This window comes from Paraburkholderia sp. RL17-337-BIB-A (assembly GCF_046025895.1).
In the GTDB taxonomy this organism is placed as follows: domain Bacteria; phylum Pseudomonadota; class Gammaproteobacteria; order Burkholderiales; family Burkholderiaceae; genus Paraburkholderia; species Paraburkholderia fungorum_C.
Genome location: NZ_JARESY010000001.1, coordinates 455,524 through 479,068 on the forward strand (window position 1 = coordinate 455,524; position 23,545 = coordinate 479,068).

Consider the following 23,545-nt stretch of genomic DNA (forward strand, 5'->3'; position numbering starts at 1 on the left):
CTCATCTGAAAACCTGAAGGAGAAAATGATGGCAACTGCAAAAAAAGCCGCAGCTAAGAAACCCGCAGCAAAGAAGGCTGCTCCGGCTAAGAAGGCCGCTCCGGCGAAAAAAGTCGCTGCAAAGAAAGTCGCAGTGAAGAAGGTTGCAGCGAAGAAGGCAGCACCGGCTAAGAAGGTTGCAGCGAAGAAAGCTGCTCCGGCCAAGAAGGTTGCAGCCAAGAAAGTCGCAGTGAAGAAGGTTGCTGCAAAGAAGGCAGCGCCGGCCAAGAAGGCTGCAGTGAAGAAGGTTGCGGCCAAGAAGGTTGTAGCGAAGAAGGCCGCACCGGCGAAGAAGGCCGCGGCAAAGAAGGCGCCGGCTAAGAAGGCTGCTGCCAAGAAGGCTGCGCCTGCGAAAAAGGCTGCTGCCAAGAAAGCTGCGCCTGCGAAAAAGGCTGCCGCTAAAAAGGCTGCGCCTGCCAAGAAGGCTGCCGCGAAGAAGGCCGCTGCTCCTGCCAAGAAGGCTGCCCCTGCGAAGAAGGCTGTCGCCAAGAAGGCGGCTCCTGCACCCGCTGCGACTTCTGTCTCGAGCGCACCGGCGGCGACGGTGAAGACCGCGCTGAACCCGGCAGCGGCATGGCCGTTCCCGACGGGCAGCCGTCCGTAACTGGCGGATGAGCGGTAGAAGTATTTCGACACGTCGTACCGTGTGTCGATGATCGAGTAGCGCTTAAAGTATGACCGAGCGCTACTCGGTCAGGGTCCCGTTGCCGGGTTTCTGGCGACGGGATTTTTTTTAGGTTTCACTCACGCAAACGCCTGCCCAACGAACGACCCACAAAACACGTGGGCGAAAAAAAACGCATGCACAGGGGAGCGCATGCGTGTGAGGTCGTCGCGGCGGCGCGTGAAGCGCCAACCGCGCGAGAGGGGAAACTTAGTGCGTGACGCGCGTGACGCCGCCGCTGGAGAGCAGACGAACGCGCTCGCCGGCGCGGAAGATTTCGCCGGTGGCGCTTTGCGTGATCGCGCGCATGTCGCCGTTATCGAGGCGCACGGTGATCTCGAGACCGTCATGCACCGCCACGCCGTTCTCGACCGCATTGCCTGCCACCGCGCCAGCCAGGCCGCCGATGATGCCCGTCACGATCGAACCGCGGCCGCCGCCGATCGCACTGCCGGCCACAGCGCCCAACGCGCCGCCGCCGATCGCGCCGAGGCCGCTGGGTTGGCCGTTGTTCGAACTGATCTTCACGGCCCGAACGCTGTCGACTGTGCCCATGCGAACCGTCTCTTCGCGCTGCGCTTGCGACGCTGTGTAGACATCGGCAGAGCTGCTGTTGTACGCACAGCCCGAAACCGCCAGTGAACCGGCAATCAAGGCGGCCACTACCAGGCGACTCGTTGTTCTCATTCCCTAACTCCAATAGCTTGCGGTATTACTACAGGTCGTATCCGAACGCCTGCTTGAACCGTTCGTTGATCTCCGCCCGGCTGGGCGCATAGTTTTGCGGGCCCTGGTGTTCGATCTTGAGCGCGCCCATCAGGCTCGCCAGACGCCCGGTGGTCGCCCAGCCAAGCTTGTTCTCGATGCCGTACAGCAAGCCGCCGCGGAACGCGTCGCCGCAGCCTGTAGGATCCAGCACCTGCTGTGCCTTGACCGCCGGAATCGCTTCGATGTCGCCGGCGTGATGAATCTGCGCGCCTTGTTCGCCGAGCGTGATGATCAGCGCGTCGACCTTGCCCGCGATCTCTTCGATCGACCAACCTGTCTTGTTGCTCACAAGTTTGGCTTCGTAATCGTTGACAGCTACGTAAGTAGCAAGTTCAATCATGCGTCGCAGCGACTCGCCGTCGAACAGCGGCAAACCTTGGCCCGGATCGAAGATAAACGGCACGCCGGCGGCCGCCAGATGCTCCGAATGCTGGATCATGCCGTCGTAGCCGTCAGGCCCGACGATGCCGAGCGTGATGTCCTTCGCTTGATCGGCGCGATTCAGGTGAGACTGCATCATCGCGCCCGGGTGGAACGCGGTGATCTGATTGTTTTCCAGGTCGGTGGTGATCATCGCCTGGGCCGAGTAGGTGCCCGGCACCACCAGCACGTTTTCCGTCGACAGCCCGAGCTGTGCGAACCGGTCCATGTAGAGTTGCGCATCGGTCTCGCCGAGCGTCCCCATGATGCGTGCATCGCCGCCCAGCAGATGCAGCGAGTAAGCGATGTTGCCCGCGCAGCCGCCGAACTCGCGGCGCATCGTCGGCACGAGAAAGCTCACGTTCAGGATGTGGACCTGCTCCGGCAGGATGTGATCCCGAAAGCGGCCTTCGAAGGTCATGATGTTGTCGTAGGCGAGCGAACCGCAAATCAGCGTAGCCAAGGCGAGCCTTCCTGTAAAAATAGAGAGAATGGGCGCGACGATGTGACAGCGCCGCGCATGAAGCGCGGCGCCGGGGTTCGTGCGCGAAAACTTATTTCAATGCGGGTTACTTCAGTGCGGCCAGTGCGGCGTCGTAGTTCGGCTCGTTCTTGATTTCGCCGACCAGTTCGGCGTGCACGACCTTGTCGTTCTCGTCGAGCACCACCACGGCGCGTGCCGTCAGACCCGTCAGCGGGCCGCTCGTCACGTCGACGCCATAGGCTTGCGCGAACTCATGGCCGCGGAACGTGGACGCCGTCACGACGTTCTCGATGCCTTCGGTCGTGCAGAAGCGCGATGCGGCGAACGGCAGATCGCCCGACACGACGATCACCGCCGTGTTGCTCAGCTTGGCTGCGGCTTCGTTGAACTTACGGGTCGACGTGGCGCAGGTCGGCGTGTCGAGGCTCGGGACGATGTTCAGTACCTTGCGCTTGCCGGCGAAATCGGCGAGCGACAACGCCTTCAGATCCTTGCCGACCAGCGAGAAGGCGGGAGCTTTCTGGCCCACCGACGGGAAGGTGCCGGCTACTTCGATCGGGTTGCCACCCAGCGTGACTTGACTCATGTTGTTGTGCTCCGAAAATTCGTCAGTAATGACGGTGAATACGCCCGGTCAGTGCCGGGCGCGCGAGGACGCGTTACGGATAAAAAATCTGTACGCGGAAATTGGAAGCGACCGCATTGCCCGTGTCGAGACGGACGATCATGGTCTGGGTCGTGTGCGGCGGCAGGCCGGCTGCGATCGGCGTGCCGGGTGGGACGTAGTCTTGCGGCCACAGCACGCGGCGCACGGCGACATTGTTCTGGTCGTCGAGCAGCGTGAGTTCGATGGCTGGGTAGGCCAGCGCCACGTTGAAGCGGTTGCGCAGCGGCATCTTCAGTTCGAGTTTGTGCGGGCCGTCGATTTGCCGCAGATCGGACGGTTCGACCTGCAAGCCGTCGATGTCGTGCGGCGGCGTGATCTGGCAGCCCAGCTGCGCGCAGGCTTTTGCATAGAGCGTCTGCGAACGGGGGAAGTAGACCTGCACGGTTTCTCGCTGCCACCAGGCGAGTTGCGCGAGCAAGGCGATCACCAGCAGCACTGCGATCACCGAGCCGAAGATGATCCAACCGACGCGGCGCGGTTCGGCGGGGCGCGTTTCACGCACCACCGGGAAGGGATTGACGCCTTCATGCACGGGCTGAACCGCGAAGGGTTCGCCGCTCGATCCCAATGTGGCCGGGCCACCTGGGACGGCCGTGCCTGAGCCGCCGCCTGCGTCCAGGCCACCCGCGCTGGCCGCCCCTGAGCCCGCCGCACCTGAGGCGGCTCCGCCTAAGCCGGCCGCGCCTAAGCCGGCCGCGCCAAAATGCGGCTCATTGTCAGGAATGCCATGCAAAGTCGCCGGCTCCTTCAAAACCGGTTCGTCAGCATCGGCAAGATGTTCAGAGGGACGCTCGGTCTTGTGCCAGACCCGCGGCGCCTGTTCCGCAGGCGGCTCGGCCTGATAAGCGAAAGGCTCTCTCGGGATGTCAGGCGGCGCATCGACTTCGTAGGCGAACGGATCGAGCGGCGCGTCCGCGAGGATGGGCTCGTGGTCGGAAGGAATCGGGGTGGTGAAGGCGCTCGCCGGCAGTTCCGGCTCGGTGGCGTGGCGCGGCGTGACTGCGACGCCCGCACCGGTGGAGACCGGCGTGAGCGGCAGATTGCTGGCGTTGTGGAGCAGGCGGTTGTCGATCGTAGCGTCCGGCGCCGGTGCCCAGGGGTCCCATGCTTCGGCGCTGAAATCAGGACCCTTGGGACGTACGCCGGACAACGCCTCGATCGCCGCAGCCGCGGCAACCGGCTTGGCGGACGAGAAGTCACCGTCCTCGTTCAGTTCGAACAGGCTGCTCGATGCGTCGAATACTTCATGGCAATGCCCGCAGCGCACGAGGCCGCGGCGCAGCGCGAGCTGCGCCGGTTGCAGGCGGAAGACGGTATCGCAGAAGGGGCAACGCGTTGCCAGGAGCATATTGAGCCGGTAAGCCGAAAGGCTGTTGGTTGGACAATACGCCTTATTCTAATGGCTTTCGCGGCGCGTTCCCGTTAGACATACCCAACCTTCGTGTTCGCGCCATACGCCGATGTCGATCCACTGTGCGTAGACCTGCGCCACTTCGTCCGCTTGCCGCGCCAGAATGCCGGACAGCGCGATCCGGCCACCCGGCTTGACCTTCGACGACAGCATCGATGCCATCAGCTTGAGCGGATTGGACAGGATATTGGCGACCACGATATCGAACTCACCGGCGGGGCATTCGTCAGGCAAGCCGTAGGTGACTTCTGCGCGGTTGCGCTCGCTGTTGTGACGCGCCGATTCGACCGCTTGCGGGTCGATGTCGATGCCGTACACCGGGTTGGCGCCGCACTTCTTCGCGAGGATCGCGAGGATGCCCGAGCCGCAGCCGTAGTCGAGCACGGATTGCTCCGGCTTGACCGATTGTTCCAGCCATTCCATGCACAGACGCGTGGTGGGATGGCTGCCGGTTCCAAAGGCGAGACCCGGATCGAGTTCCAGCACGAGCGCCTCAGGGTCCGGTGCATCGTGCCACGAGGGCACGACCCAGATGCGCTCGCCGATCGGAATCGGATCGAATTGCGACTGCGTCAGACGCACCCAGTCCTGCTCTTCGACTTCACGCACGGTGAACGATGGTGCGGTTTCCAGCCCAATCTCATTGGCCGCGGCCGTGAGCAGCACCGCCGGCTCATGTTCCGGCGCGAGCAGCGCGATCACGCGCGAACGCTGCCACGCCGCGCGATCCGGCGTGAGACCGGGCTCGCCGAACAGCGGCTGCTCGTCGGGCGTGTCGGCGTCCGCATCTTCAACGGATACGGACAGCGCACCCAACTCGAGCAGCGCGTCGGAGAACTCCTCCGCGTGCTCGCGTGCCAGTTCGGCGATCAGTTCCCGGTAGCTCATGAGTTACGCTTCTTCCGGTGCGGCTTGCTGCTTCGCGGCCAACCGGTTTTCGAGGTAGTGGATGCTGGTGCCGCCTTCGACGAATTTCGCGTCCAGCATCAGTTCGCGGTGCAGCGGGATGTTGGTCTGAATGCCTTCCACCACCATTTCCGACAGTGCGATGCGCATCCGCTTGATCGCCTGCTCGCGCGTCGCGCCATAAGCGATCAGCTTGCCGATCATCGAATCATAGTTCGGCGGCACGAAATAGCCATTGTAGGCGTGCGAATCGACACGGATGCCGGGGCCGCCCGGCATATGCCACGACGTCAAACGTCCCGGCGACGGAATGAACTTGAACGGATCTTCAGCGTTGATCCGGCATTCGATCGCATGACCCTTGAACACGATGTCGCGCTGACGGAACGCAAGCTTCTCACCGGCCGCGATACGGATCTGTTCCTGCACGATGTCGACGCCCGTGATCAGCTCGGTCACCGGATGCTCGACCTGCACGCGTGTGTTCATTTCGATGAAATAGAACTCGCCGTTTTCGTACAGGAACTCGAACGTACCCGCGCCAAGATAGCCCATCTTCTTGCAGGCGTCCGCGCAGCGATCGCCGATGCGGTCGATCAGGCGGCGCGCGATGCCTGGCGCCGGCGCTTCCTCGATCACTTTCTGGTGACGGCGCTGCATCGAGCAATCGCGCTCGCCGAGCCAGACCGCGTTCTTGAACGAGTCGGCCAGGATCTGAATTTCGATGTGCCGCGGGTTCTCCAGGAATTTCTCCATGTAGACCTGCGGGTTGCCGAAGGCACGGCCGGCTTCTTCGCGCGTCATGTTGACCGCGTTGACCAGCGCCGCTTCCGTGTGGACCACGCGCATGCCGCGGCCACCGCCGCCACCGGCGGCCTTGATGATCACGGGGTAGCCGACCTGGCGGGCAATTTTCACGATCTCTTTCGGATCTTCCGGCAACGCGCCTTCAGAACCCGGCACGCAGGGCACGCCGGTCTTGATCATGGTTTGCTTGGCGGTCACCTTGTCGCCCATCATCCGGATGGTTTCCGGGCGCGGACCGATGAAGGTGAAGCCGGACTGCTCGACGCGTTCGGCGAAGTCGGCGTTTTCCGACAGGAAGCCGTAGCCGGGGTGGATCGCTTCGGCGTCCGTCACTTCTGCCGCGCTGATCAGCGCGGGCATGTTCAGGTAGCTCAGATTCGAAGGCGCCGGGCCGATACAAACCGCCTCGTCGGCGAGCTTCACGTACTTGGCTTCCTTGTCGGCTTCCGAATAGACGACGACGGTCTTGACGCCAAGTTCGCGGCAGGCGCGCTGGATACGAAGCGCGATCTCGCCACGATTGGCAATGAGGATTTTTTCAAACATAGCGGGTTTTCGACTCATCAATAGGCACCCGGTTGATCACAACACAGGCTGCCTCAGAGGATCAGTCGCGCGCCTCGGGAGGGCAGGCGCGCGGGCGGCAGGCGCAAAGCGTGCCGCGTTAGCCGACCACGAACAACGGTTGGCCGTACTCGACCGCCTGGCCGTTCTCGACGAGGATTTCCTTCACCACGCCGGACTTGTCCGACTCGATTTCGTTGAGCAGCTTCATCGCTTCGATAATGCAGATCGTCTGACCTTCCTTGACCGTGTCGCCCACCTGGACGAACGGGTCCGCGCCCGGTGACGGCGCGCGGTAGAACGTGCCGACCATCGGCGAGGTCACCACGTGGCCCTGCGGCGCGGCTGCGGCCGGCGTAGCCGGTGCGGCTGCGGCCGGGGCTTCGCCGCCGGGCAGAGGAGCCGGCTGGGCGTATTGCGGCGCATACGAAGCGGACGGTTGCACGTAAACCGGCGGCGCATTCTTGACGATGCGGACCTTGCCTTCACCTTCGGTCACTTCGAGTTCGGAAATACCGGACTCCGAGACGAGGTCGATCAGAGTTTTCAGTTTACGTAGATCCATCAGGAAGCCCCTTTTAATGCGTAAAGTGCCGGCGCGTGCAATCGCAGTACCCGGCTTAAATTGGACGTGTTTGGAATCAGCCGCGCGACGAGCCGGCGGCAAGCCGGTCAAGCGCGAATTCGAGTGCGTACAGGTACCCCTTCCAGCCGAGGCCGCAAATCACGCCTTCAGCCTGGTCGGAGAAATACGAGTGATGCCGGAACGGTTCGCGGCGATGTACGTTCGACAGATGAATCTCGACGAACGGGATGCCGACCCCCGCCAGTGCATCCCGAATGGCCACGCTGGTGTGCGTGTACGCGGCGGGATTGATCAGTATGAAATCGGTTGTTTCAGTCCGCGCGGATTGGATGCGATCGACGAGTGCCCCTTCATGATTGCTCTGGAACGACGCCAGTTCGACACCTGCGTCCGCAGCGCGGTCAGCCAGTGCCTGATCGATCTGTGGCAACGTCACCCGACCGTAGACCTCAGGTTCCCGGGTGCCGAGAAGATTGAGGTTGGGGCCGTGCAGTACCAGCAGTCGCGTCATGGTCGCTTCTTTTTCCGTGGAATTGGGCGCACTTTAGCGCTGATTAGAGAAACTTGTCTAGTTTCCTGCGCGTTCGGTATGGCCTCGGCGGCCTTTTGCCGCTGCGCCGGGCGCCCATCTTCTCTCAAATTTGAGCGATTTGCGCGTAATTTCGCGCCTTTTGCACCTATCTGATCGTCAAACGAATGTGAAATTTAGAGCGCGTCGAGCGTCTGTTTCAGCGCTTGCGGGTCGATTTGCCCTAATTTTGTCGAGCGGATATTGCCTTTTGCGTCGATGACAACGGTAAAGGGCAACCCGCCGGCGGTATTGCCGAATGCGCGCGCCAGGTCGGCGCCCCCGAATCCGGTTACATAGACCGGATAGGCCACTTTCACCTTTTGCAGGAACGCCTGCACATTTTTATCCGAATCAACGCCAAGTCCTACGAACTGGATGCCTTTCTTCGCATAGTCGCGCTGAAGTTGCGAAAGCGCGGGCATTTCTTCGACGCATGGACCGCACCACGACGCCCAGAAGTTGACGACAATTGGGTGGCCTTTAAGCAAACTTAGCGTTTGCGGCTTGCCGTCGACATTAGTGACCGGCGCGGCCCACAACTGTTCAACTGCGCTCTGAGTTGAAGCGCTCTGCGCCGCATGGGCGACTTCGGCGTCGCCGTTCAGCCAGTGATTGGCCAGCACCCCGCCGCCCGCAGCGGCGATCGCGACCAGCGCGCCTGCCAGAATCCGTTTCATGTTCATTCCAGCTCTGTCTAATTAATTAGTTGGAGAGGTGACGTCGCTACTGTCCAGCAGCGCCTGAACCGCCTGCTGATTCGCGCGGGCCGTGCGGCCGCGCGCGTCGGCCCGTACCGCGCCGCGCAAGTCGTCCGTTTCGTACAGGGCGACGTGGATGCCGACAGGCTCCGCATCGCGCGCTTCGTTCGTGGGGCGCCAGAGGAAGCTCAACGTCTCGACGTAGCCGCGACCGGCAAAATGCCGCGTCTCAGACACGTCGTATTGAATGTTGGCGTTCAGAAAGTAGATAGCGACTTCTTTCGGGTTGTCGCAGAACACCTGAAGGTGAATATCCGAGTGTTCGCCGGCTGTGCCGCCGAGCACCGCGCCCGTCAGATACGGATTGAACGGAGCGAGCCGCTCCATCCAGTCGATCGCGAGGTGGCGTAGCCGCCGCAACAGCGCCGGCTGGCTGTCGCCCTGGAAAAGCGACTGATATTCACGGATTTCTTCTTCGATCTGGTCGTTATCCGGCAGCCATTCGCCGGCAACACGGCTCTCGCCGACTACCTGCCGTGCCGCTTTACGCTTGGCCGTTGCGTAGTCGAGACCGTCTTCAGCGATCATCCGGGCAGCCGCGATGGCGATTTCCTCGCGCACGCGCTGCGGATCGAAATGTGATTTGCGAACCATCTCTCAATCATACTAGAGATTGATGAAAGCCCTTTCTGGGCGGTTCGCAGCGGGCGCCTGGCGTAGGCGGGCGGGCGGCCACCCTGATGGCCCGGTTCATAGGGCGATGGAAAGGCGTCGGTTACAATAGCGTCCTTTGCAGACGGTCGTTTCGGCCGCCTCTCTGAGCTCCCATCCCTTGCAAAATACGCCCGCGCGGCACGACAGGCTTATGCACATCCACATCCTCGGTATCTGCGGCACGTTCATGGGCGGACTCGCGGTCCTCGCGCGCGGCGCGGGCCACACCGTGACGGGCTGCGACGCCGGCGTTTATCCGCCCATGAGCACGCAGCTCGAGGCGCAAGGCATTCGTCTGATCGAAGGTTATGACGCTGAACAGTTGAGCGGCCTCAACGCCGACCTGTTCGTGATCGGCAATGTGGTCTCGCGCGGCAACCCGCTGATGGAAGCGATCCTCAATCGCGGCCTGCCTTACGTTTCCGGTCCGCAATGGCTCGGCGAGCATGTGCTGAACGGCAAGTGGGTGCTGGCGGTGGCCGGCACCCACGGCAAGACCACTACCAGTTCGATGCTGACGTGGCTGCTCGAAGACGCGGGTCTCAATCCGGGCTTCCTGATCGGCGGCGTACCGCTGAATTTCGGCGTCTCGGCGCGGCTGACCGATTCCAGCTTCTTCGTGATCGAAGCCGATGAGTACGACACGGCCTTTTTCGACAAGCGTTCCAAGTTCGTTCACTATCGCCCAAAGACCGCGGTCCTGAATAATCTTGAATTCGATCACGCCGACATCTTCCCGGATCTGGCCGCGATCGAAACGCAGTTTCATCATCTCATCCGCACGGTGCCGGGCATCGGCCGCATCGTGACGAACGGTCGCGAAAACGCGCTGGAGCGAGTGCTGACGCGCGGTTGCTGGAGCGAAGTCGAGCGCTTCGGCGTGCAAGGCGGTTGGGAAACCTTGCCGGCGGAAGACGGCGAGCCGGTCGACGAGCGTTTCGCCGTGTATCACAACAGCGAGCGCGTCGGCGTGGTCGAGTGGCAGGTGCAGGGTGAGCACAACCGCATGAACGCGCTGGCCGCGATCGCCGCCGCGCGCCACGTCGGGGTGCCGCCGGCCGTGGCCGCGAAGTCGCTGGCGAGCTTCCGCAATGTGAAGCGCCGCATGGAAGTGCGCGGCAGCGTCGACGGCGTGACCGTCTACGACGATTTCGCCCATCACCCCACGGCGATCGAAACCACGGTGGCTGGGCTGCGCGCGCGCGTCGGCTGCGAGAACACGCGCATCCTGGCCGTGCTCGAGCCGCGCTCGAACACCATGAAGCTCGGCGTGATGAAGGCGCAACTCCCGGCGAGTCTCGCCGATGCCGACCTGGTGTTCGGCTATGGGGCGCCCGCTGGTCGCGACGCACTCGGCTGGAATCTCGGCGAAGCGCTCGCGCCGCTCGGCGGCAGGGCGCAGGCTTTCGACAATCTCGACGCGCTGGTCAAAGCAGTTGTGCACGCAGCGCGCCCGGGCGACCAGATTCTGGTGATGAGCAACGGCGGCTTCGGCGGCGTGCATCAGAAGCTGCTCGACGCACTCTCTGCGCGAGGCACTTCGTGATCCTTTATCTGCACGGTTTCCGTTCGTCACCCAATTCGTTCAAGGCGCGCGTGCTGGCGGCACGCCTCGTCGAACTGGGCCGCAGCGACGAATGGTGCTGTCCGATGCTGCCGGTCTCGCCCCTCGAGACCGTGGCGCTCGCCGAATCGCTGGTAGCGGCAGCGCAACCGGAAAATGTCACGGTGATCGGCAGTTCGCTGGGTGGCTACTTCGCCACGCATCTCGCCGAGAAGCACGGCTGGCCGGCGGTGTTGCTGAACCCGGCGGTCGTGCCGCAACGCGACCTGAGCGCCTACCTCGGCGAGCAGCCTTTGTGGCACGGCGGCGGCAGCATCACCGTCGAGCCGCATCATCTGGATGAACTGCGCGCGCTCAGCGTCGCGTCGATTACCCGGCCCGAACGCTATTATTTGATAGCCGCCACCGGCGACGAAGTGCTCGATTACCGCGAAATGCTTGCGCACTATCCGGGCGCGCGCACTACGCTAATCGAAGGGAGCGACCACGCGATCAGCGAATTCGCGCAATACGTCGACGATGTGCTGGCCTTTTGCGATGCCGAAGACATCGAGCCGCCGGCCCCTCGCGAGGCGGCCTGACAGTCACGGCCGCGACGATTGCGCCGCGAGGCCGTTGAGTATCACCAGAATCATGCCGCCGGCGCGCGCGTATCGCGCCGCGGATCCACTACCACGAACACGTTGCCGTGCCGCGCGCGCAGTGACCGATAGCTGAACCCGATCGGGCGCGCCGGCAGATGCAAGTCAGAACGAGAGTATTGAGTGAACGTTTTCTTCGAGGAATCGGGCAGTTTCAAGGCGGGCAGCGTGCTGTCGCGCCAAGGCGATGCTTTTCAGGTCGAGTTGCCGGGCGGCCGTCGCGCCAAGGTGCGCACGAAAGATGTGCTGATCGAATTTGAAAAGCCGAGCGCCGGCGAGTTGATGCAGCAGGCCGACGCCGCCGCGCAGGACATCGATCTGGACTTCCTGTGGGAATGCGCGCCGGATGACGAATTCCCGTTTGCCACGCTGGGCGCCGAGTACTTCGGCGAATCGTTCGGCTCGATTGAGCGCGCGGCGCTGGTGCTGCGCATGCACGGCGCGCCGGTCTACTTTCGTCGGAAGGGCCGCGGCATGTACCAGCGCGCGCCGCAGGAGCAGCTCAAGCTGGCGCTTGCCGGGCTGGAGCGTAAGCGTCAGCAGGCGCTGGTGCAGGCAGGTTACGAAGACGAATTGAAGGCAGGTCGTTTGCCGGAAGGCTTTAGTGGCAGCAAGGCGCTGGCTTTGCTCACCCGGCCCGACAAGAACACGATTGAATACAAGGCGCTGGAGGGCGCCGCAGCGGCGCGCGGCATCTCGCAGGCGCGCCTGATGCTCGAATGCGGCGGGATTCCGTCGGCGCGCGCGCTGCACGAGGCGAAATTCCTCTCCGAGTTTTTCCCGCACGGCACCGGTTTTCCGCCGGTCACCGTCGGCACGTTGCCGGAAGATCTGCCGGAAGCCGACGTGCAGGCGTTCTCGATAGACGACGTCACCACCACTGAAATCGACGATGCATTCTCCGTCGAACATCTGGCCGACGGCCGTGTGCGGATCGGCGTGCACATCGCCGCGCCCGCGCTCGGCATTGTGCGTGGCGACGAGGTCGACGAGATTGCACGCACGCGCTTGTCGACCGTCTATATGCCTGGCGACAAGATCACGATGCTGCCCGATAGCGTCGTCGAAGCGTTCACGCTGGCCGAAGGCGGCTTGCGGCCGGCTTTGTCGCTGTATGTGATCATCAATCGCGAGACGCAGGAAATCGTGGCGAGCGAAACGCGCGCCGAGCGCGTGTTCGTGAAGAACAATCTGCGCCACAACACGCTGGATGAACTGGTCACCGAAGAAGCGCTCGCCGCCGGCACCGGCGACTATCCGCACAAGGAAGACATTGCCGTGCTGTGGCCGTTCGCGCAGGCGCTGTTCGAAAAGCGTCAGACCGCGCGCGCCGGTTACGGCCTGCGCCGCGAAGTGCAGCGCAACACCGATTTCAACTTCTATGTGGAAGGCGAGCACGTCACCATCACGCCGCGCCGGCGCGGGTCGCCGCTCGACACGATCGTCGCGGAGCTCGCGATTCTCGCCAACTCGTCGTGGGGTGCGTTCCTGCACGACCACGGTGTGCCGGGCATCTATCGTACGCAGCGCGCGTTCGGCGCACCGACCGGCCCGAAGCGCACCCGCATGCAAACCAACGCCGCGCCGCACGAGGGGCTGGGCGTCACGCAATACGCGTGGAGCACGTCGCCGCTGCGCCGCTACGTTGACCTCGTGAACCAGTGGCAATTGCTCGCCTGTGTGCAGCATGGCGTGACCGCGAAACTGGCCGCACCCTTCAAGCCGAAAGACGCCGATCTGTTCGCCGTCGTGCAAGGTTTCGACGACACCTACACCGCGTATGCCGATCACCAGCGCCGCATGGAGTACTTCTGGTGCCTGAGGTGGTTGAAGCAGGAGAACCGGAAGCAGGTGGTGGCGTCGGTGGTGAAGGGCGATCTCGTGCGCCTCGAGGAGATTCCGCTCCTGCTGCACGTGCCGGGTCTCGGCGTGCACGCGCGTGGCACGCGCTTGCAGATGGAAGTGATGTCGCTCGACGAACTGACCGTCGAAGCGTCCGTGCGCCTGTTGCACGTGCTCGACGCGCCGACCGTGACGAGCGGCAGCGAAGCTGAGGAAGCCGACGAGGGCGAAGAGGAAATCATCGACGTGACGGACGAAAGCGCCGAAGGCGAAGCCGAGGCGCAAGCCGAAGCGGACCTCGACGGCGGCGCGGCTGAACCGGGCGACGCCGAAAACGGCGCCGGCGCCGGTGACGCATCAGCGGATCAGCAGCACGTGGCGGAGCCAGGACGATGAGCACTAACGAAGCAGAAGCACGCGATCGCTACGCGGTGATCGGCAACCCGGTCGGTCATAGCAAGTCGCCGTTCATTCATGGCCGGTTTGCCGCGCAGACCGGCGAGCCGATCGAGTACGGTCACTTGCTCGCGCCGGTCGAGGCTTTCGTGCCGCACGTGCGGGCTTTTATCGAAGCGGGCGGACGCGGCTTGAACGTCACGGTGCCGTTCAAGCTCGACGCACACGCGTTCGCTGACACCGTGTCGCCGCGTGCGGCGGCCGCGGGTGCGGTGAACACACTGCGGTTCGACGCGAGCGGTGTCTACGGTGACAACACAGACGGCTTTGGCCTCGTGCGAGACATCGAGGTGAATCTCGGTGTGCCGTTGAAGGGCGCGCGGATTTTGTTGCTTGGCGCAGGCGGTGCCGCGCGCGGCGTCGTGCTGCCGATGCTGGATCGCGCGCCGCATACGCTGACGATCGTCAACCGCACCGCGGCGAAGGCCGAAGCGCTGGTCGAGCAGTTCGCCGACGCTGCACGCGACGCCGCTTGCCGTCTGAGCGGCGGCAGTGCGCGAGCGATCGAGGCGGGCACGTACGACGTGATCGTCAACGCGACGGCGGGCAGTCTGGATGCTTCGTTGCCCGAGTGCGACGACCGTGCGTTCGGCAGCGGCACGCTCGCTTACGACATGATGTACGGTGCGCATCCGACGGTGTTCATGGAGCACGCGCAGAAGCTCGGTGCGCGTGGCGCCGATGGTCTCGGCATGCTGGTCGAGCAGGCAGCCGAGTCGTTCTACGTGTGGCGCGGCGTGCGGCCTGACGGCGCACCGGTGCTGGCCGAATTGCGAGCGCTGTTGACGGCGCCGCCGCACGCCTAGATCGCTGCATTACTTTCCGGAACACGCTCACTCACCGATTCACCGACTTGAGGACTCCAGTCACGATGACAGCAACGCGGCGCGGGAGCCGGCCAGGTCCGGTGCGGTGGGTGTTTTATCTGGGCGCCGTGGTGGCGATTGCGTGGTTCGCGACGCAGGCGTTTTACTTCGCGCAGATCGCGATATGGAATTACGTGAATCCCCAGTCGACGGCTTTTATGCGATCGGATGCGCGGCGGTTGTCGGAGGATCGGCCTGATCTTTCGGTGCAGCATACGTGGGTGCCGTATGAGCAGATTTCGCACAACCTGAAGCGTGCGATTATCGCTTCCGAAGACGCGAATTTCGTGAATAACAACGGCTACGAGACGGACGCCATTTTGCAGGCGTGGGAGCGCAATAAGGCCAAGGGCAAGATTGTGCGTGGCGGGTCGACGATTACTCAACAGCTGGCGCGGAATCTGTTTTTGTCGCGGGAGAAGAGTTATATCCGCAAGGGCCAGGAGTTGATCATTACGTGGATGCTCGAAACCTTGATGGATAAGCAGCGGATCTTTGAGATTTATCTCAACTCTGTTGAGTGGGGGAATGGGGTTTATGGCGCGGAGGCGGCCGCGCACTATTACTACAAGACTTCTGCTGCCAAATTGACTGCTGGGCAGTCGGCCCGGTTGGCCGTGATGCTGCCGCAGCCTAAATATTTTGATGAGCACAGGGGCTCGGGGTATCTGGCTCAACGTTCGCGCGTGATTGCGAGGAGGATGGGGGCGGCGGAATTGCCGGAGTAAGGGTTGGGACTGTTTGGCGGGTTTTTGGTTGTATGCCTATGGCGTCGGGCTTTCCTTGAATTGTTTGTCTGTTTGCCTACGGCGTTGGCCTTTCCTTGAATTGATATTGGTCTATTAGCGTCGCCCCTGTGCGGGGCGGGCACTTACTTCTCTTTGCCGCCGCAAAGAGAAGTAAGCAAGAGAAAGCGGCTCACACCGCTAACTCTTAAGCGGGTCCCCCGCACAGCTACGGTAGTGGTGCATCTGGAATCCGTGCCCTCGCACATTCGGCCCTGGTGACACAACCGTCATACTTCCGGCGGCGCTGCGCGCGCCGAAGCCTGGTTCATAAAGCCGATTGCTGCGGTTTCGCGCTCACGGTTCATTTCGCGCGGTGGCTCGGCGCATATCGTCTCTTCGAGTCTGCCTCTCCCGTGCTGTCGCCCGGACGCTTCGCCGAGGCGAAGCCGATGGCCCGCCGCCCACAACCGAAGCCCCTGGTTATGGATGAGCCCTTCCGGCGAGCACACAGTGCGAGGCGGGAAGTATGACGCCCTTGTCACTTACGTTGAATGCGCGAGGGCACCGATTCCAGATGAGCCACTACCGTAGCTGTGCGGGGACCCGCTTAAGAGTTAGCGGTGTGAGCCGCTTTCTCTTGCTTACTTCTCTTTGCGGCGGCAAAGAGAAGTAAGTGCCCGCCCCGCACAGGGGCGACGCTAATCGACCAATAACAAATCAAGGAAAGGCCAACGCCATAAAAGCACAGCCATGAAGCGCCGGGCAGGCAAACAAATCAAGGAAAGGCCAACGCCATAAAAGCACAGCCATGAAGCGCCGGGCAGGCAAACAAATCAAGGAAAGGCCAACGCCATAAAAGCACAGCCATGAAGCGCCGGGCAGGCAAACAAATCAAGGAAAGGCCCACGCCATAAAGCACAGCCAAACAAGCGCGAGCAGGCAATCAAATCAAGAAAAGGCCCCAAGCCTCCCGCAGGGAAAAAATCCCATTATATGAATCAAACACTCACATATTGGAGCTTTCCCAAAAACCGCCCTACAATCCAAACCAACCCGCACCGCGAGCCAGCAAACCCGGCCGCGGCCAGCGACAGCTAAAAAAACCGGAGACAAAGCCAAACCATGCCTAATACCCAAAGGCAGCACTCGCTTGCCCGCGCCACCGGCAACACATCCAGCGCAGCGAGCAAAAGCAAAGCAGGCCTCCTCTCCGGCCCCGCGCTGTAAGCGCAAAAAAACCACCAAAAGCAGATCGCCATGAACAAAGCGATGCCCACTCACGCCGCCGGCGCGTCCAAAGCCGATCTGGAGCCGCAAGCTGACCACGCGACCCGCGTCGCGCCACAACCGGCCGCCAACGCCGCGAAAGCACACCGCGCCAGCGCGCAACCGGCCGTGCTCAACGAAATCGCCTTGCCCAGCACGCTGCTCGACGTCACTCCGCAACAAGCCGGCACGCAAACGCTGCTGCGCGGTCTGGCGATTCTGGAAGCCGCCGCGGCCGGCGTACGCGATCTGCGTACCTTCGGCGCCGCGCTTGGCACGACCCGCAGCACCACCCATCGGCTGGTGAGCAGCCTCGTGCAGGCGCGCTATCTGCGGCAAGTGCAAGGCGGCTATCTGCTCGGCCCGAAGCTGATCGAACTCGGCACCATCGCGCTCGAACAGATGCCGCTCACCGCAGTCGCGCGTCAGCATCTCGAATCGCTCGCTGAACAGACGCTCGACACGATCCACCTCGGCGTGCGCGACGGCGACGACGTCCTGTACATCGACAAGATCCCCGGCACGCGCGGCCTCGAAATGCGCTCGCGCGTCGGTCATCGGATGCCGTTGGCGTCGACTGGGATTGGCAAAGCCATGATGCTCGACCTCACGCCGGACGTCTGGCAGACGCTTTTCGAGGCATCGCGGCGCGCGCTCGCCGGCGTCAGCTTCAAGCCGGATAACCGCCCCGACCAGCAGACCTTCATGCAGCGCATGACCAATTACGCCGCCGGCGGCTACACCTTCGACCTCGAGGAAAACGAAGCGTCGATCCGTTGCGTCGCGGCACCGGTGCGCGATGCATCGGGCTCCGTCGTGGCTGCGCTGTCGGTGGCGAGCACGATTCCTTATATGTCGCTGGAACGTATGGATGAACTGATTCCGGTCGTGCAGCGCGAAGCGCGCGCGATCTCGGAAGAACTCGGCTGGCGCACCCCGCAACCGGCAACCCGCAGGATCAAGCGATGAAGCAAACGGCGCGCCCCCTGTCGGCAGTTACTAAAGTTGCCGCCACCGTCAACGGAAGCGCAGCCGCCATCGGAAGCGCCGCCACCAACGGAAGCGCCGACGCCAGCGGAAGCGCCGCCGCCAGCGGAAGCGCCAACGCCAGCGGAAGCGCCGCCGCCATCGGAAGCACCGCCGCCATCGGAAGCGCCGCCGCCAACGGAAGCGCCGCCGCCATCGGAAGCGCAGCCGCCATCGGAAGCGCCGCCACCAACGGAAGCGCCATCGCCAACGGAAGTGCCATCGCCAACGGTAGCGCGGCCGCCAACGGAAGCGCCGCCTCCAACGGAAGCCCCACCGCCAACGGAAGCGCCACCGCCGACCTCCAGCACGCAGCGCTTATCGCGCTCGACTGGGGCACGACGTCGCTGCGCGCGTATCTGTACGACACGGCCGGCGAGGTGGTGGCGACGCGCGCGTCGACGGCCGGCATCATGAATTTGCCGCGCAGCGCCGAGCAAGGCGGCTTCGACGCCGCCTTCGACGACGCGTGCGGCGCCTGGCTCGACCAGGCGCCCGCCGTGCCGGTGATCGCGGCAGGCATGGTCGGCAGCGCGCAAGGCTGGGTCGAAGCACCGTATGTCGACGCGCCGGCGAGTGCCGATGCGCTGGTGGCCGGAATCGTCCGCGTAAAAGCCGCTAGCGGCGCGACGCTGCACATCGTGCCGGGCGTCCTGCAGCGCGGCGAATTGCCGAACGTGATGCGCGGCGAGGAAACCCAGATCTTCGGCGCACTCGGTCAGGACACGGGCGCCATGGACAGCAGCAAGCGCTCGCTGATCGGCCTGCCTGGCACCCACGCGAAATGGGCCGTCGTGCAGGCAGGCCGCATCGAACGTTTTCATACCTTCATGACCGGCGAGGTGTTCGCGGCATTGCGCGAGCACACCATCCTCGGCCGCACGATGGTTACGCCGGATCGTCCGGACACCGATGCATTCCTGCACGGCGTGAACATCGCCCGTGACAAGGGACAGTCGGGCTTGCTGGCCACCGTATTCAGCTCCCGCACGCTCGGCCTGACCGGACAACTTTCGCGCGAACAGCAGCCTGACTATCTGTCGGGCCTGCTGATCGGGCACGAACTGGCGGGTCTCGAAGCCGCGCTCATGCAACAGCAAACCTCGCTCGCTGGGCAGCACTTGCGCCTGATCGGCAATGAAGCGCTGTGCGAACGCTATCGCGTGGCACTCGCGCAATTCGGCTGCACTCACGCGGACCTGGTGAAGCACGCCACCGAGCGCGGCCTATGGCGCGTCGCCACTCAGGCAGGGCTCGTTAATCCGGCGCCTCAAGCGGCGCGCGCCGGCTGACCGGCCGCGCCGCCGCTCACGAAACAAGGAACCGACATGCAACCTCACATCAATCTGCCCGCCCCGTACATGCCGCACGCGGGTTTGATCGCGGCGTTCGACGTGTGTCCGCTAATCGCGATCATGCGCGGCGTGACGCCCGCTGATGCCGCCGAGCACGGTCAGGCCCTGTACGAAGCTGGCTTTCGCATCATCGAAGTGCCGTTGAATTCGCCGCAGCCGTTCGACAGCATCGCGGCGATCCGCAAGGCGTTGCCGGCGGATGCGATCGTCGGTGCGGGCACGGTGCTGCATCCCAGTTTCGTCAACGACGTGAAGTCCGCGGGCGGCGAGCTGATCGTGATGCCGCATAGCGATCCGGACGTCGTCGGCGCCGCGAAAGCACAAGGGATGGCCTGCGCGCCGGGCGTGGCGACGCCGAATGAAGCCTTCATCGCGCTGAAAAACGGCGCGGACGTACTGAAAATGTTCCCCGCCGAACAACTCGGCTGCCAGGTCGTGAAGGCGTGGCGCGCGGTGATCGCGGCGCAAGTGCCGCTGGTGCCGGTCGGTGGGATCACGCCGGACAACATGGGTCCGTTCCTGAGCGCCGGCGCGAATGGTTTCGGCCTCGGTTCGGCGCTGTACAAGCCGGGTCAGAGCGTGGCGGTGACCGGCTCGCACGCGAAGGCGTTCATCAACGGGTTGCGCATCGCCCGGGCAGGCGCGAAGAAATGAAGCGGCTCGCCGACAAAGTCGCCTTGATCACCGGCGCCGGGCGCGGCATCGGTGCGGCGATCGCGCTGGCGTTCGCGCGCGAGGGCGCGGCGGTCGTCCTGGCCGAACTCGATATCGAAACGGCGCGGCACACGGCGGAGCAGATCAAGGCGCAAACCGGCGCCCGCGTGTTGGCGGTGCATACGGATGTGACGCAGTCGGCATCGGTTCAGCAGGCAGTCGGCGAGGGCGAACGCGCGTTCGGTGCGCTCGACGTGCTGGTCAACAACGCCGGCATCAACGTGTTCTGCGACCCGCTGACAATGACCGACGACGACTGGCGCCGTTGCTTCGCGGTTGATCTCGACGGCGTCTGGAATGGATGCCGCGCGGTGCTGCCGGGCATGGTCGAACGTGGCGCGGGCAGCATCGTGAATATCGCGTCGACGCATGCGTTCAAGATCATTCCGGGGTGTTTTCCGTACCCGGTCGCCAAGCATGGCGTGATCGGCTTGACGCGTGCGCTCGGCATCGAATACGCGCCGCGCAACGTGCGGGTCAATGCGATCGCGCCGGGGTACATCGAAACGCAACTGACGCACGACTGGTGGAACGAACAAGCCGATCCCGTGGCCGCGAAACAGGCGACGCTCGATCTGCAACCGATGAAACGTATCGGCCGCCCGGAAGAAGTGGCGATGACGGCGGTGTTTCTCGCCTCGGATGAAGCGCCGTTCATCAACGCGAGTTGCATCACCGTGGATGGCGGCCGCTCGGCGGTTTATCACGACTGAACATGGCGCAGCGGCGCGCAACAGGATGCGGGACCGGCAGTTACAGCAACAGGAACGAGCAGCAGGAACGGGCAACAAGAACGGGGCAAAGAACGGGCAACAAGAACAAACGGCAGCAACAGCAAGCCAAGGTTTCACCGGACGACGCGCTGGCCGCGTGTGTCACAACCGGTACAAGAAGACGCGGCCGATACCTTCTCGTTATCAATTAGTCAGGAGACACGCATCATGAAACGAAGAATTTTCCTCACGCTGGCAGCAGCGGCGGCGGGTGTGCTCTTCAACGCACCGGTCGCGCAAGCCGCGGATCCGGTCAAGATCGGCTTCCTCGTGAAGCAGCCGGAGGAACCGTGGTTCCAGGACGAATGGAAGTTCGCGGAAATTGCCGCCAAGGAGAAGGGCTTCACGCTGGTGAAAATCGGCGCGCCGTCGGGCGAGAAGGTGATGAGCGCTATCGACAATCTGTCGGCTCAGAAAGCGCAAGGTTTTGTGATCTGCACGCCTGACGTCAAGCTCGGACCGGGCATCGTCGCCAAAGCGAAGGCCGACGGCCTGAAGATGATGACGGTGGACGACCGCCTCGTCGACGGCGCGGGCAAGCCGATCGCATCGGTGCCGCATATGGGCATTTCTGCGTACAACATCGGCAAGCAGGTGGGCGACGGCCTGGTCGCGGAAATCAAGAAGCGCGGCTGGGACATGAAGGATGTCGGCGCAATCGACGTGACTTACGAACAACTGCCGACCGCGCATGACCGCACCAGCGGCGCGACCGACGCACTGATCGCCGCCGGCTTCCCGAAGGCGAACATCATCGCCGCGCCGCAAGCGAAGACGGACACGGAAAACGCGTTCAACGCCGCCAACATCGCGCTGACCAAGAACCCGAACTTCAAGCACTGGGTCGCTTACGGTCTGAACGACGAAGCTGTGCTCGGCGCGGTCCGCGCAGCGGAAGGCCGCGGCTTCAAGGCGGACAACATGATCGGTATCGGCATCGGCGGTTCGGATTCGGCATTGAACGAGTTCAAGAAGCCGTCGCCGACCGGCTTTTACGGCACGGTGATCATCAGCCCGAAGCGCCACGGCGAAGAAACCTCTACGCTGATGTACGACTGGATCACGCAAGGCAAGGAACCGCCGATGCTGACGCTGACGACCGGCATGCTGGCCACGCGTGACAACGTGGCCGACGTGCGTCAGAAGATGGGCCTCGCGGCGAACTAAGCGGGTTGATTCGGCACGCGGTGACATGAAGTGAACTGTGCCGGTGCGTCATTCTCCAGGGATTGGGCGCACCGGCCGCAGCAATAAAAGATGAGCAGTTGAGACAGACCGTGCTTGGCGCCCACGCGGCGCTTAAAGAAGCACGGCTCACATGAAGCAGCAACTATGTTGCATGGGACCAGAGTAGGTGCTAAAGCGCTAACGCTGGTCGACCGCAGCAAAACTGCATGGGACCAGAGTAAGCGCTGAAGCGCTAACTCTGGTCGACAAAGGAGGCGAAGTGTCAGCGACGCTACGTTTTGACAATATCGGCAAAGTCTTTCCAGGCGTGCGCGCACTCGACGGTGTGTCCTTCGACGTCAACGTCGGCCAGGTGCACGGCCTGATGGGCGAAAACGGCGCCGGGAAATCCACCCTGCTGAAGATTCTCGGCGGTGAATACCAGCCCGATTCGGGCCGCGTGATGATCGACGGGAATGAGGTGCGCTTTACGAGCGCGGCTTCCTCGATCGCGGCGGGCATCGCGGTGATTCACCAGGAACTGCAATACGTGCCCGATCTGACGGTCGCGGAAAACCTGCTGCTGGGTCAGTTGCCGAACTCGCTCGGCTGGGTCAACAAGCGCGAAGCGAAACGCTTCGTGCGTGAACGCCTCGAAGCGATGGGCGTGGGGCTCGATCCGAACGCAAAGCTGCGTAAGCTCTCGATCGCGCAACGCCAGATGGTCGAAATCTGCAAGGCGCTGCTGCGTAATGCGCGCGTGATCGCACTCGATGAACCGACCAGCTCGCTGTCGCATCGCGAGACCGAAGTGCTGTTCAAGCTGGTGCGCGATCTGCGTGCCGACAACCGCGCGATGATCTACATCTCGCACCGCATGGATGAGATCTACGAGCTTTGCGACGCCTGCACGATCTTCCGCGACGGCCGCAAGATTGCCTCCCATCCGACACTCGAAGGTGTGTCGCGCGACACCATCGTGAGCGAAATGGTTGGGCGCGAGATCTCCGACATCTATAACTATTCAGCACGTCCGTTGGGCGACGTGCGCTTCGCGGCGAAAGCGATCGAAGGCCATGCGCTCGCGCAGCCGGCCAGCTTCGAAGTGCGGCGCGGCGAGATCGTCGGTTTTTTCGGTCTGGTGGGCGCAGGCCGCAGCGAACTGATGCACCTCGTGTACGGCGCCGATCACAAGAAGGGCGGCGAAATCGTCCTCGACGGCAAGCCGATCAAGGTGCGCAGTGCGGGCGAAGCGATCAGGCACGGCATCGTGCTGTGCCCGGAAGACCGCAAGGAAGAAGGCATTGTCGCCATGGCGACGGTGTCGGAGAACATCAATATCAGCTGCCGCCGTCACTATCTGCGCGCGGGAATGTTCCTCGACCGCAAGAAGGAAGCGGAAACCGCCGACCGTTTTATCAAGCTGCTGAAGATCAAGACGCCGAGCCGCCGGCAGAAGATTCGTTTTCTGTCGGGCGGCAACCAGCAGAAGACGATTCTGTCGCGCTGGCTGGCCGAGCCCGATCTGAAGGTCGTGATTCTCGACGAGCCGACGCGCGGGATCGACGTCGGCGCGAAGCATGAGATCTATAACGTGATTTATCAGCTTGCCGAACGCGGCTGCGCGATCGTCATGATTTCGTCGGAATTGCCGGAAGTGCTCGGCGTGTCCGACCGGATCATCGTGATGCGTCAGGGCCGGATTTCCGGTGAGCTGGCACGCAAGGATGCAACGGAACAAACGGTGTTGAGCCTCGCGTTGCCGCAAAGCTCGACCGCGCTGCCCGGAACCGCAACCGCCGCCACCGAGCAAGCGGCCTGAACCTTATTTGGACGAAAGTCCGGCAA

At 63.1% G+C, this 23,545-nt stretch carries 22 protein-coding genes; 12 read left to right on the forward strand and 10 right to left on the reverse strand.

The window, feature by feature from the left end:
• Window positions 1-28 precede the first annotated feature (28 nt).
• Window positions 29-643, forward strand: a complete 615-nt coding sequence (locus tag P0D84_RS02155) for a histone H1-like DNA-binding protein (protein WP_179734468.1) — start codon at window positions 29-31, stop codon at window positions 641-643.
• 270 nt (window positions 644-913) lie between these two features.
• Here the strand turns inward: P0D84_RS02155 and P0D84_RS02160 are convergent, their stop codons facing one another.
• The 10 genes from P0D84_RS02160 to P0D84_RS02205 form a co-directional block, all read right to left on the reverse strand.
• Window positions 914-1,390, reverse strand: a complete 477-nt coding sequence (locus tag P0D84_RS02160) for an outer membrane lipoprotein (protein ID WP_408332046.1) — start codon at window positions 1,388-1,390, stop codon at window positions 914-916.
• Between the two features lie 28 nt (window positions 1,391-1,418).
• Window positions 1,419-2,354, reverse strand: coding sequence for a carbohydrate kinase family protein (locus tag P0D84_RS02165; RefSeq protein WP_408332048.1), 936 nt, complete (start codon window positions 2,352-2,354; stop codon window positions 1,419-1,421).
• A 106-nt stretch (window positions 2,355-2,460) separates the two neighbouring features.
• Window positions 2,461-2,961 (reverse strand): thiol peroxidase, encoded by a 501-nt coding sequence (tpx, locus tag P0D84_RS02170; protein WP_408332050.1) that lies wholly within the window; start codon window positions 2,959-2,961, stop codon window positions 2,461-2,463.
• Window positions 2,962-3,034: 73 nt separating this feature from the next.
• A complete protein-coding gene (locus P0D84_RS02175) occupies window positions 3,035-4,390 on the reverse strand; it encodes a zinc-ribbon and DUF3426 domain-containing protein (protein WP_408332051.1) in 1,356 nt (451 codons plus the stop codon).
• 48 nt (window positions 4,391-4,438) lie between these two features.
• The gene (gene prmA / locus P0D84_RS02180) at window positions 4,439-5,341 is read right to left on the reverse strand and encodes a 50S ribosomal protein L11 methyltransferase (protein WP_408332054.1); all 903 of its coding nucleotides are present in this window, start codon (window positions 5,339-5,341) and stop codon (window positions 4,439-4,441) included.
• Window positions 5,342-5,344: 3 nt separating this feature from the next.
• Window positions 5,345-6,712, reverse strand: coding sequence for an acetyl-CoA carboxylase biotin carboxylase subunit (accC, locus tag P0D84_RS02185; RefSeq protein ID WP_179734457.1), 1,368 nt, complete (start codon window positions 6,710-6,712; stop codon window positions 5,345-5,347).
• 118 nt (window positions 6,713-6,830) lie between these two features.
• The gene (gene accB / locus P0D84_RS02190; RefSeq protein WP_408332056.1) at window positions 6,831-7,295 is read right to left on the reverse strand and encodes an acetyl-CoA carboxylase biotin carboxyl carrier protein; all 465 of its coding nucleotides are present in this window, start codon (window positions 7,293-7,295) and stop codon (window positions 6,831-6,833) included.
• Between the two features lie 76 nt (window positions 7,296-7,371).
• Entirely contained in the window at window positions 7,372-7,827 is a 456-nt protein-coding gene (aroQ, locus tag P0D84_RS02195) for a type II 3-dehydroquinate dehydratase (protein WP_408332058.1), read from the reverse strand.
• A gap of 194 nt (window positions 7,828-8,021) precedes the next feature.
• Entirely contained in the window at window positions 8,022-8,570 is a 549-nt protein-coding gene (locus P0D84_RS02200) for a TlpA family protein disulfide reductase (protein ID WP_408332060.1), read from the reverse strand.
• Between the two features lie 15 nt (window positions 8,571-8,585).
• The gene (locus P0D84_RS02205; RefSeq protein WP_408332062.1) at window positions 8,586-9,239 is read right to left on the reverse strand and encodes a UDP-N-acetylmuramate--alanine ligase; all 654 of its coding nucleotides are present in this window, start codon (window positions 9,237-9,239) and stop codon (window positions 8,586-8,588) included.
• Window positions 9,240-9,450: 211 nt separating this feature from the next.
• On the opposite strand from P0D84_RS02205, the gene mpl reads away from it, so the two are divergent.
• The 11 genes from mpl (at window position 9,451) to araG (ending at window position 23,519) form a co-directional block, all read left to right on the forward strand.
• Window positions 9,451-10,845, forward strand: a complete 1,395-nt coding sequence (mpl, locus tag P0D84_RS02210) for a UDP-N-acetylmuramate:L-alanyl-gamma-D-glutamyl-meso-diaminopimelate ligase (protein WP_408332064.1) — start codon at window positions 9,451-9,453, stop codon at window positions 10,843-10,845.
• Complete coding sequence (locus P0D84_RS02215; protein ID WP_408332066.1) at window positions 10,842-11,444, forward strand: YqiA/YcfP family alpha/beta fold hydrolase; 603 nt, start codon at window positions 10,842-10,844, stop codon at window positions 11,442-11,444. Before mpl ends, P0D84_RS02215 begins: the two co-directional genes overlap by 4 nt.
• A 183-nt stretch (window positions 11,445-11,627) precedes the next feature.
• Complete coding sequence (locus P0D84_RS02220; RefSeq protein ID WP_408332068.1) at window positions 11,628-13,742, forward strand: ribonuclease catalytic domain-containing protein; 2,115 nt, start codon at window positions 11,628-11,630, stop codon at window positions 13,740-13,742.
• Window positions 13,739-14,608, forward strand: coding sequence for a shikimate dehydrogenase (gene aroE / locus P0D84_RS02225; RefSeq protein WP_408332070.1), 870 nt, complete (start codon window positions 13,739-13,741; stop codon window positions 14,606-14,608). The genes P0D84_RS02220 and aroE overlap by 4 nt, the downstream gene beginning before the upstream one ends.
• 65 nt (window positions 14,609-14,673) lie before the next feature.
• The gene (gene mtgA, locus P0D84_RS02230; RefSeq protein ID WP_408332072.1) at window positions 14,674-15,396 is read left to right on the forward strand and encodes a monofunctional biosynthetic peptidoglycan transglycosylase; all 723 of its coding nucleotides are present in this window, start codon (window positions 14,674-14,676) and stop codon (window positions 15,394-15,396) included.
• Between the two features lie 1,257 nt (window positions 15,397-16,653).
• Window positions 16,654-17,631, forward strand: a complete 978-nt coding sequence (locus tag P0D84_RS02235; protein WP_408332074.1) for an IclR family transcriptional regulator — start codon at window positions 16,654-16,656, stop codon at window positions 17,629-17,631.
• Window positions 17,632-17,891: 260 nt separating this feature from the next.
• A complete protein-coding gene (locus tag P0D84_RS02240; RefSeq protein WP_408339616.1) occupies window positions 17,892-18,980 on the forward strand; it encodes a 2-dehydro-3-deoxygalactonokinase in 1,089 nt (362 codons plus the stop codon).
• Window positions 18,981-19,016: 36 nt separating this feature from the next.
• Entirely contained in the window at window positions 19,017-19,697 is a 681-nt protein-coding gene (locus tag P0D84_RS02245) for a 2-dehydro-3-deoxy-6-phosphogalactonate aldolase (RefSeq protein WP_408332076.1), read from the forward strand.
• Window positions 19,694-20,470 carry an SDR family oxidoreductase gene (locus P0D84_RS02250; RefSeq protein ID WP_408332078.1) on the forward strand — a complete coding sequence of 259 codons (777 nt, stop codon included), beginning with the start codon at window positions 19,694-19,696 and terminating at the stop codon, window positions 20,468-20,470. The genes P0D84_RS02245 and P0D84_RS02250 overlap by 4 nt, the downstream gene beginning before the upstream one ends.
• Before the next feature lie 228 nt (window positions 20,471-20,698).
• The gene (locus P0D84_RS02255) at window positions 20,699-21,697 is read left to right on the forward strand and encodes an arabinose ABC transporter substrate-binding protein (RefSeq protein ID WP_408332080.1); all 999 of its coding nucleotides are present in this window, start codon (window positions 20,699-20,701) and stop codon (window positions 21,695-21,697) included.
• A gap of 280 nt (window positions 21,698-21,977) precedes the next feature.
• Entirely contained in the window at window positions 21,978-23,519 is a 1,542-nt protein-coding gene (gene araG / locus P0D84_RS02260; RefSeq protein WP_408332082.1) for an L-arabinose ABC transporter ATP-binding protein AraG, read from the forward strand.
• Window positions 23,520-23,545: the final 26 nt, after the last annotated feature.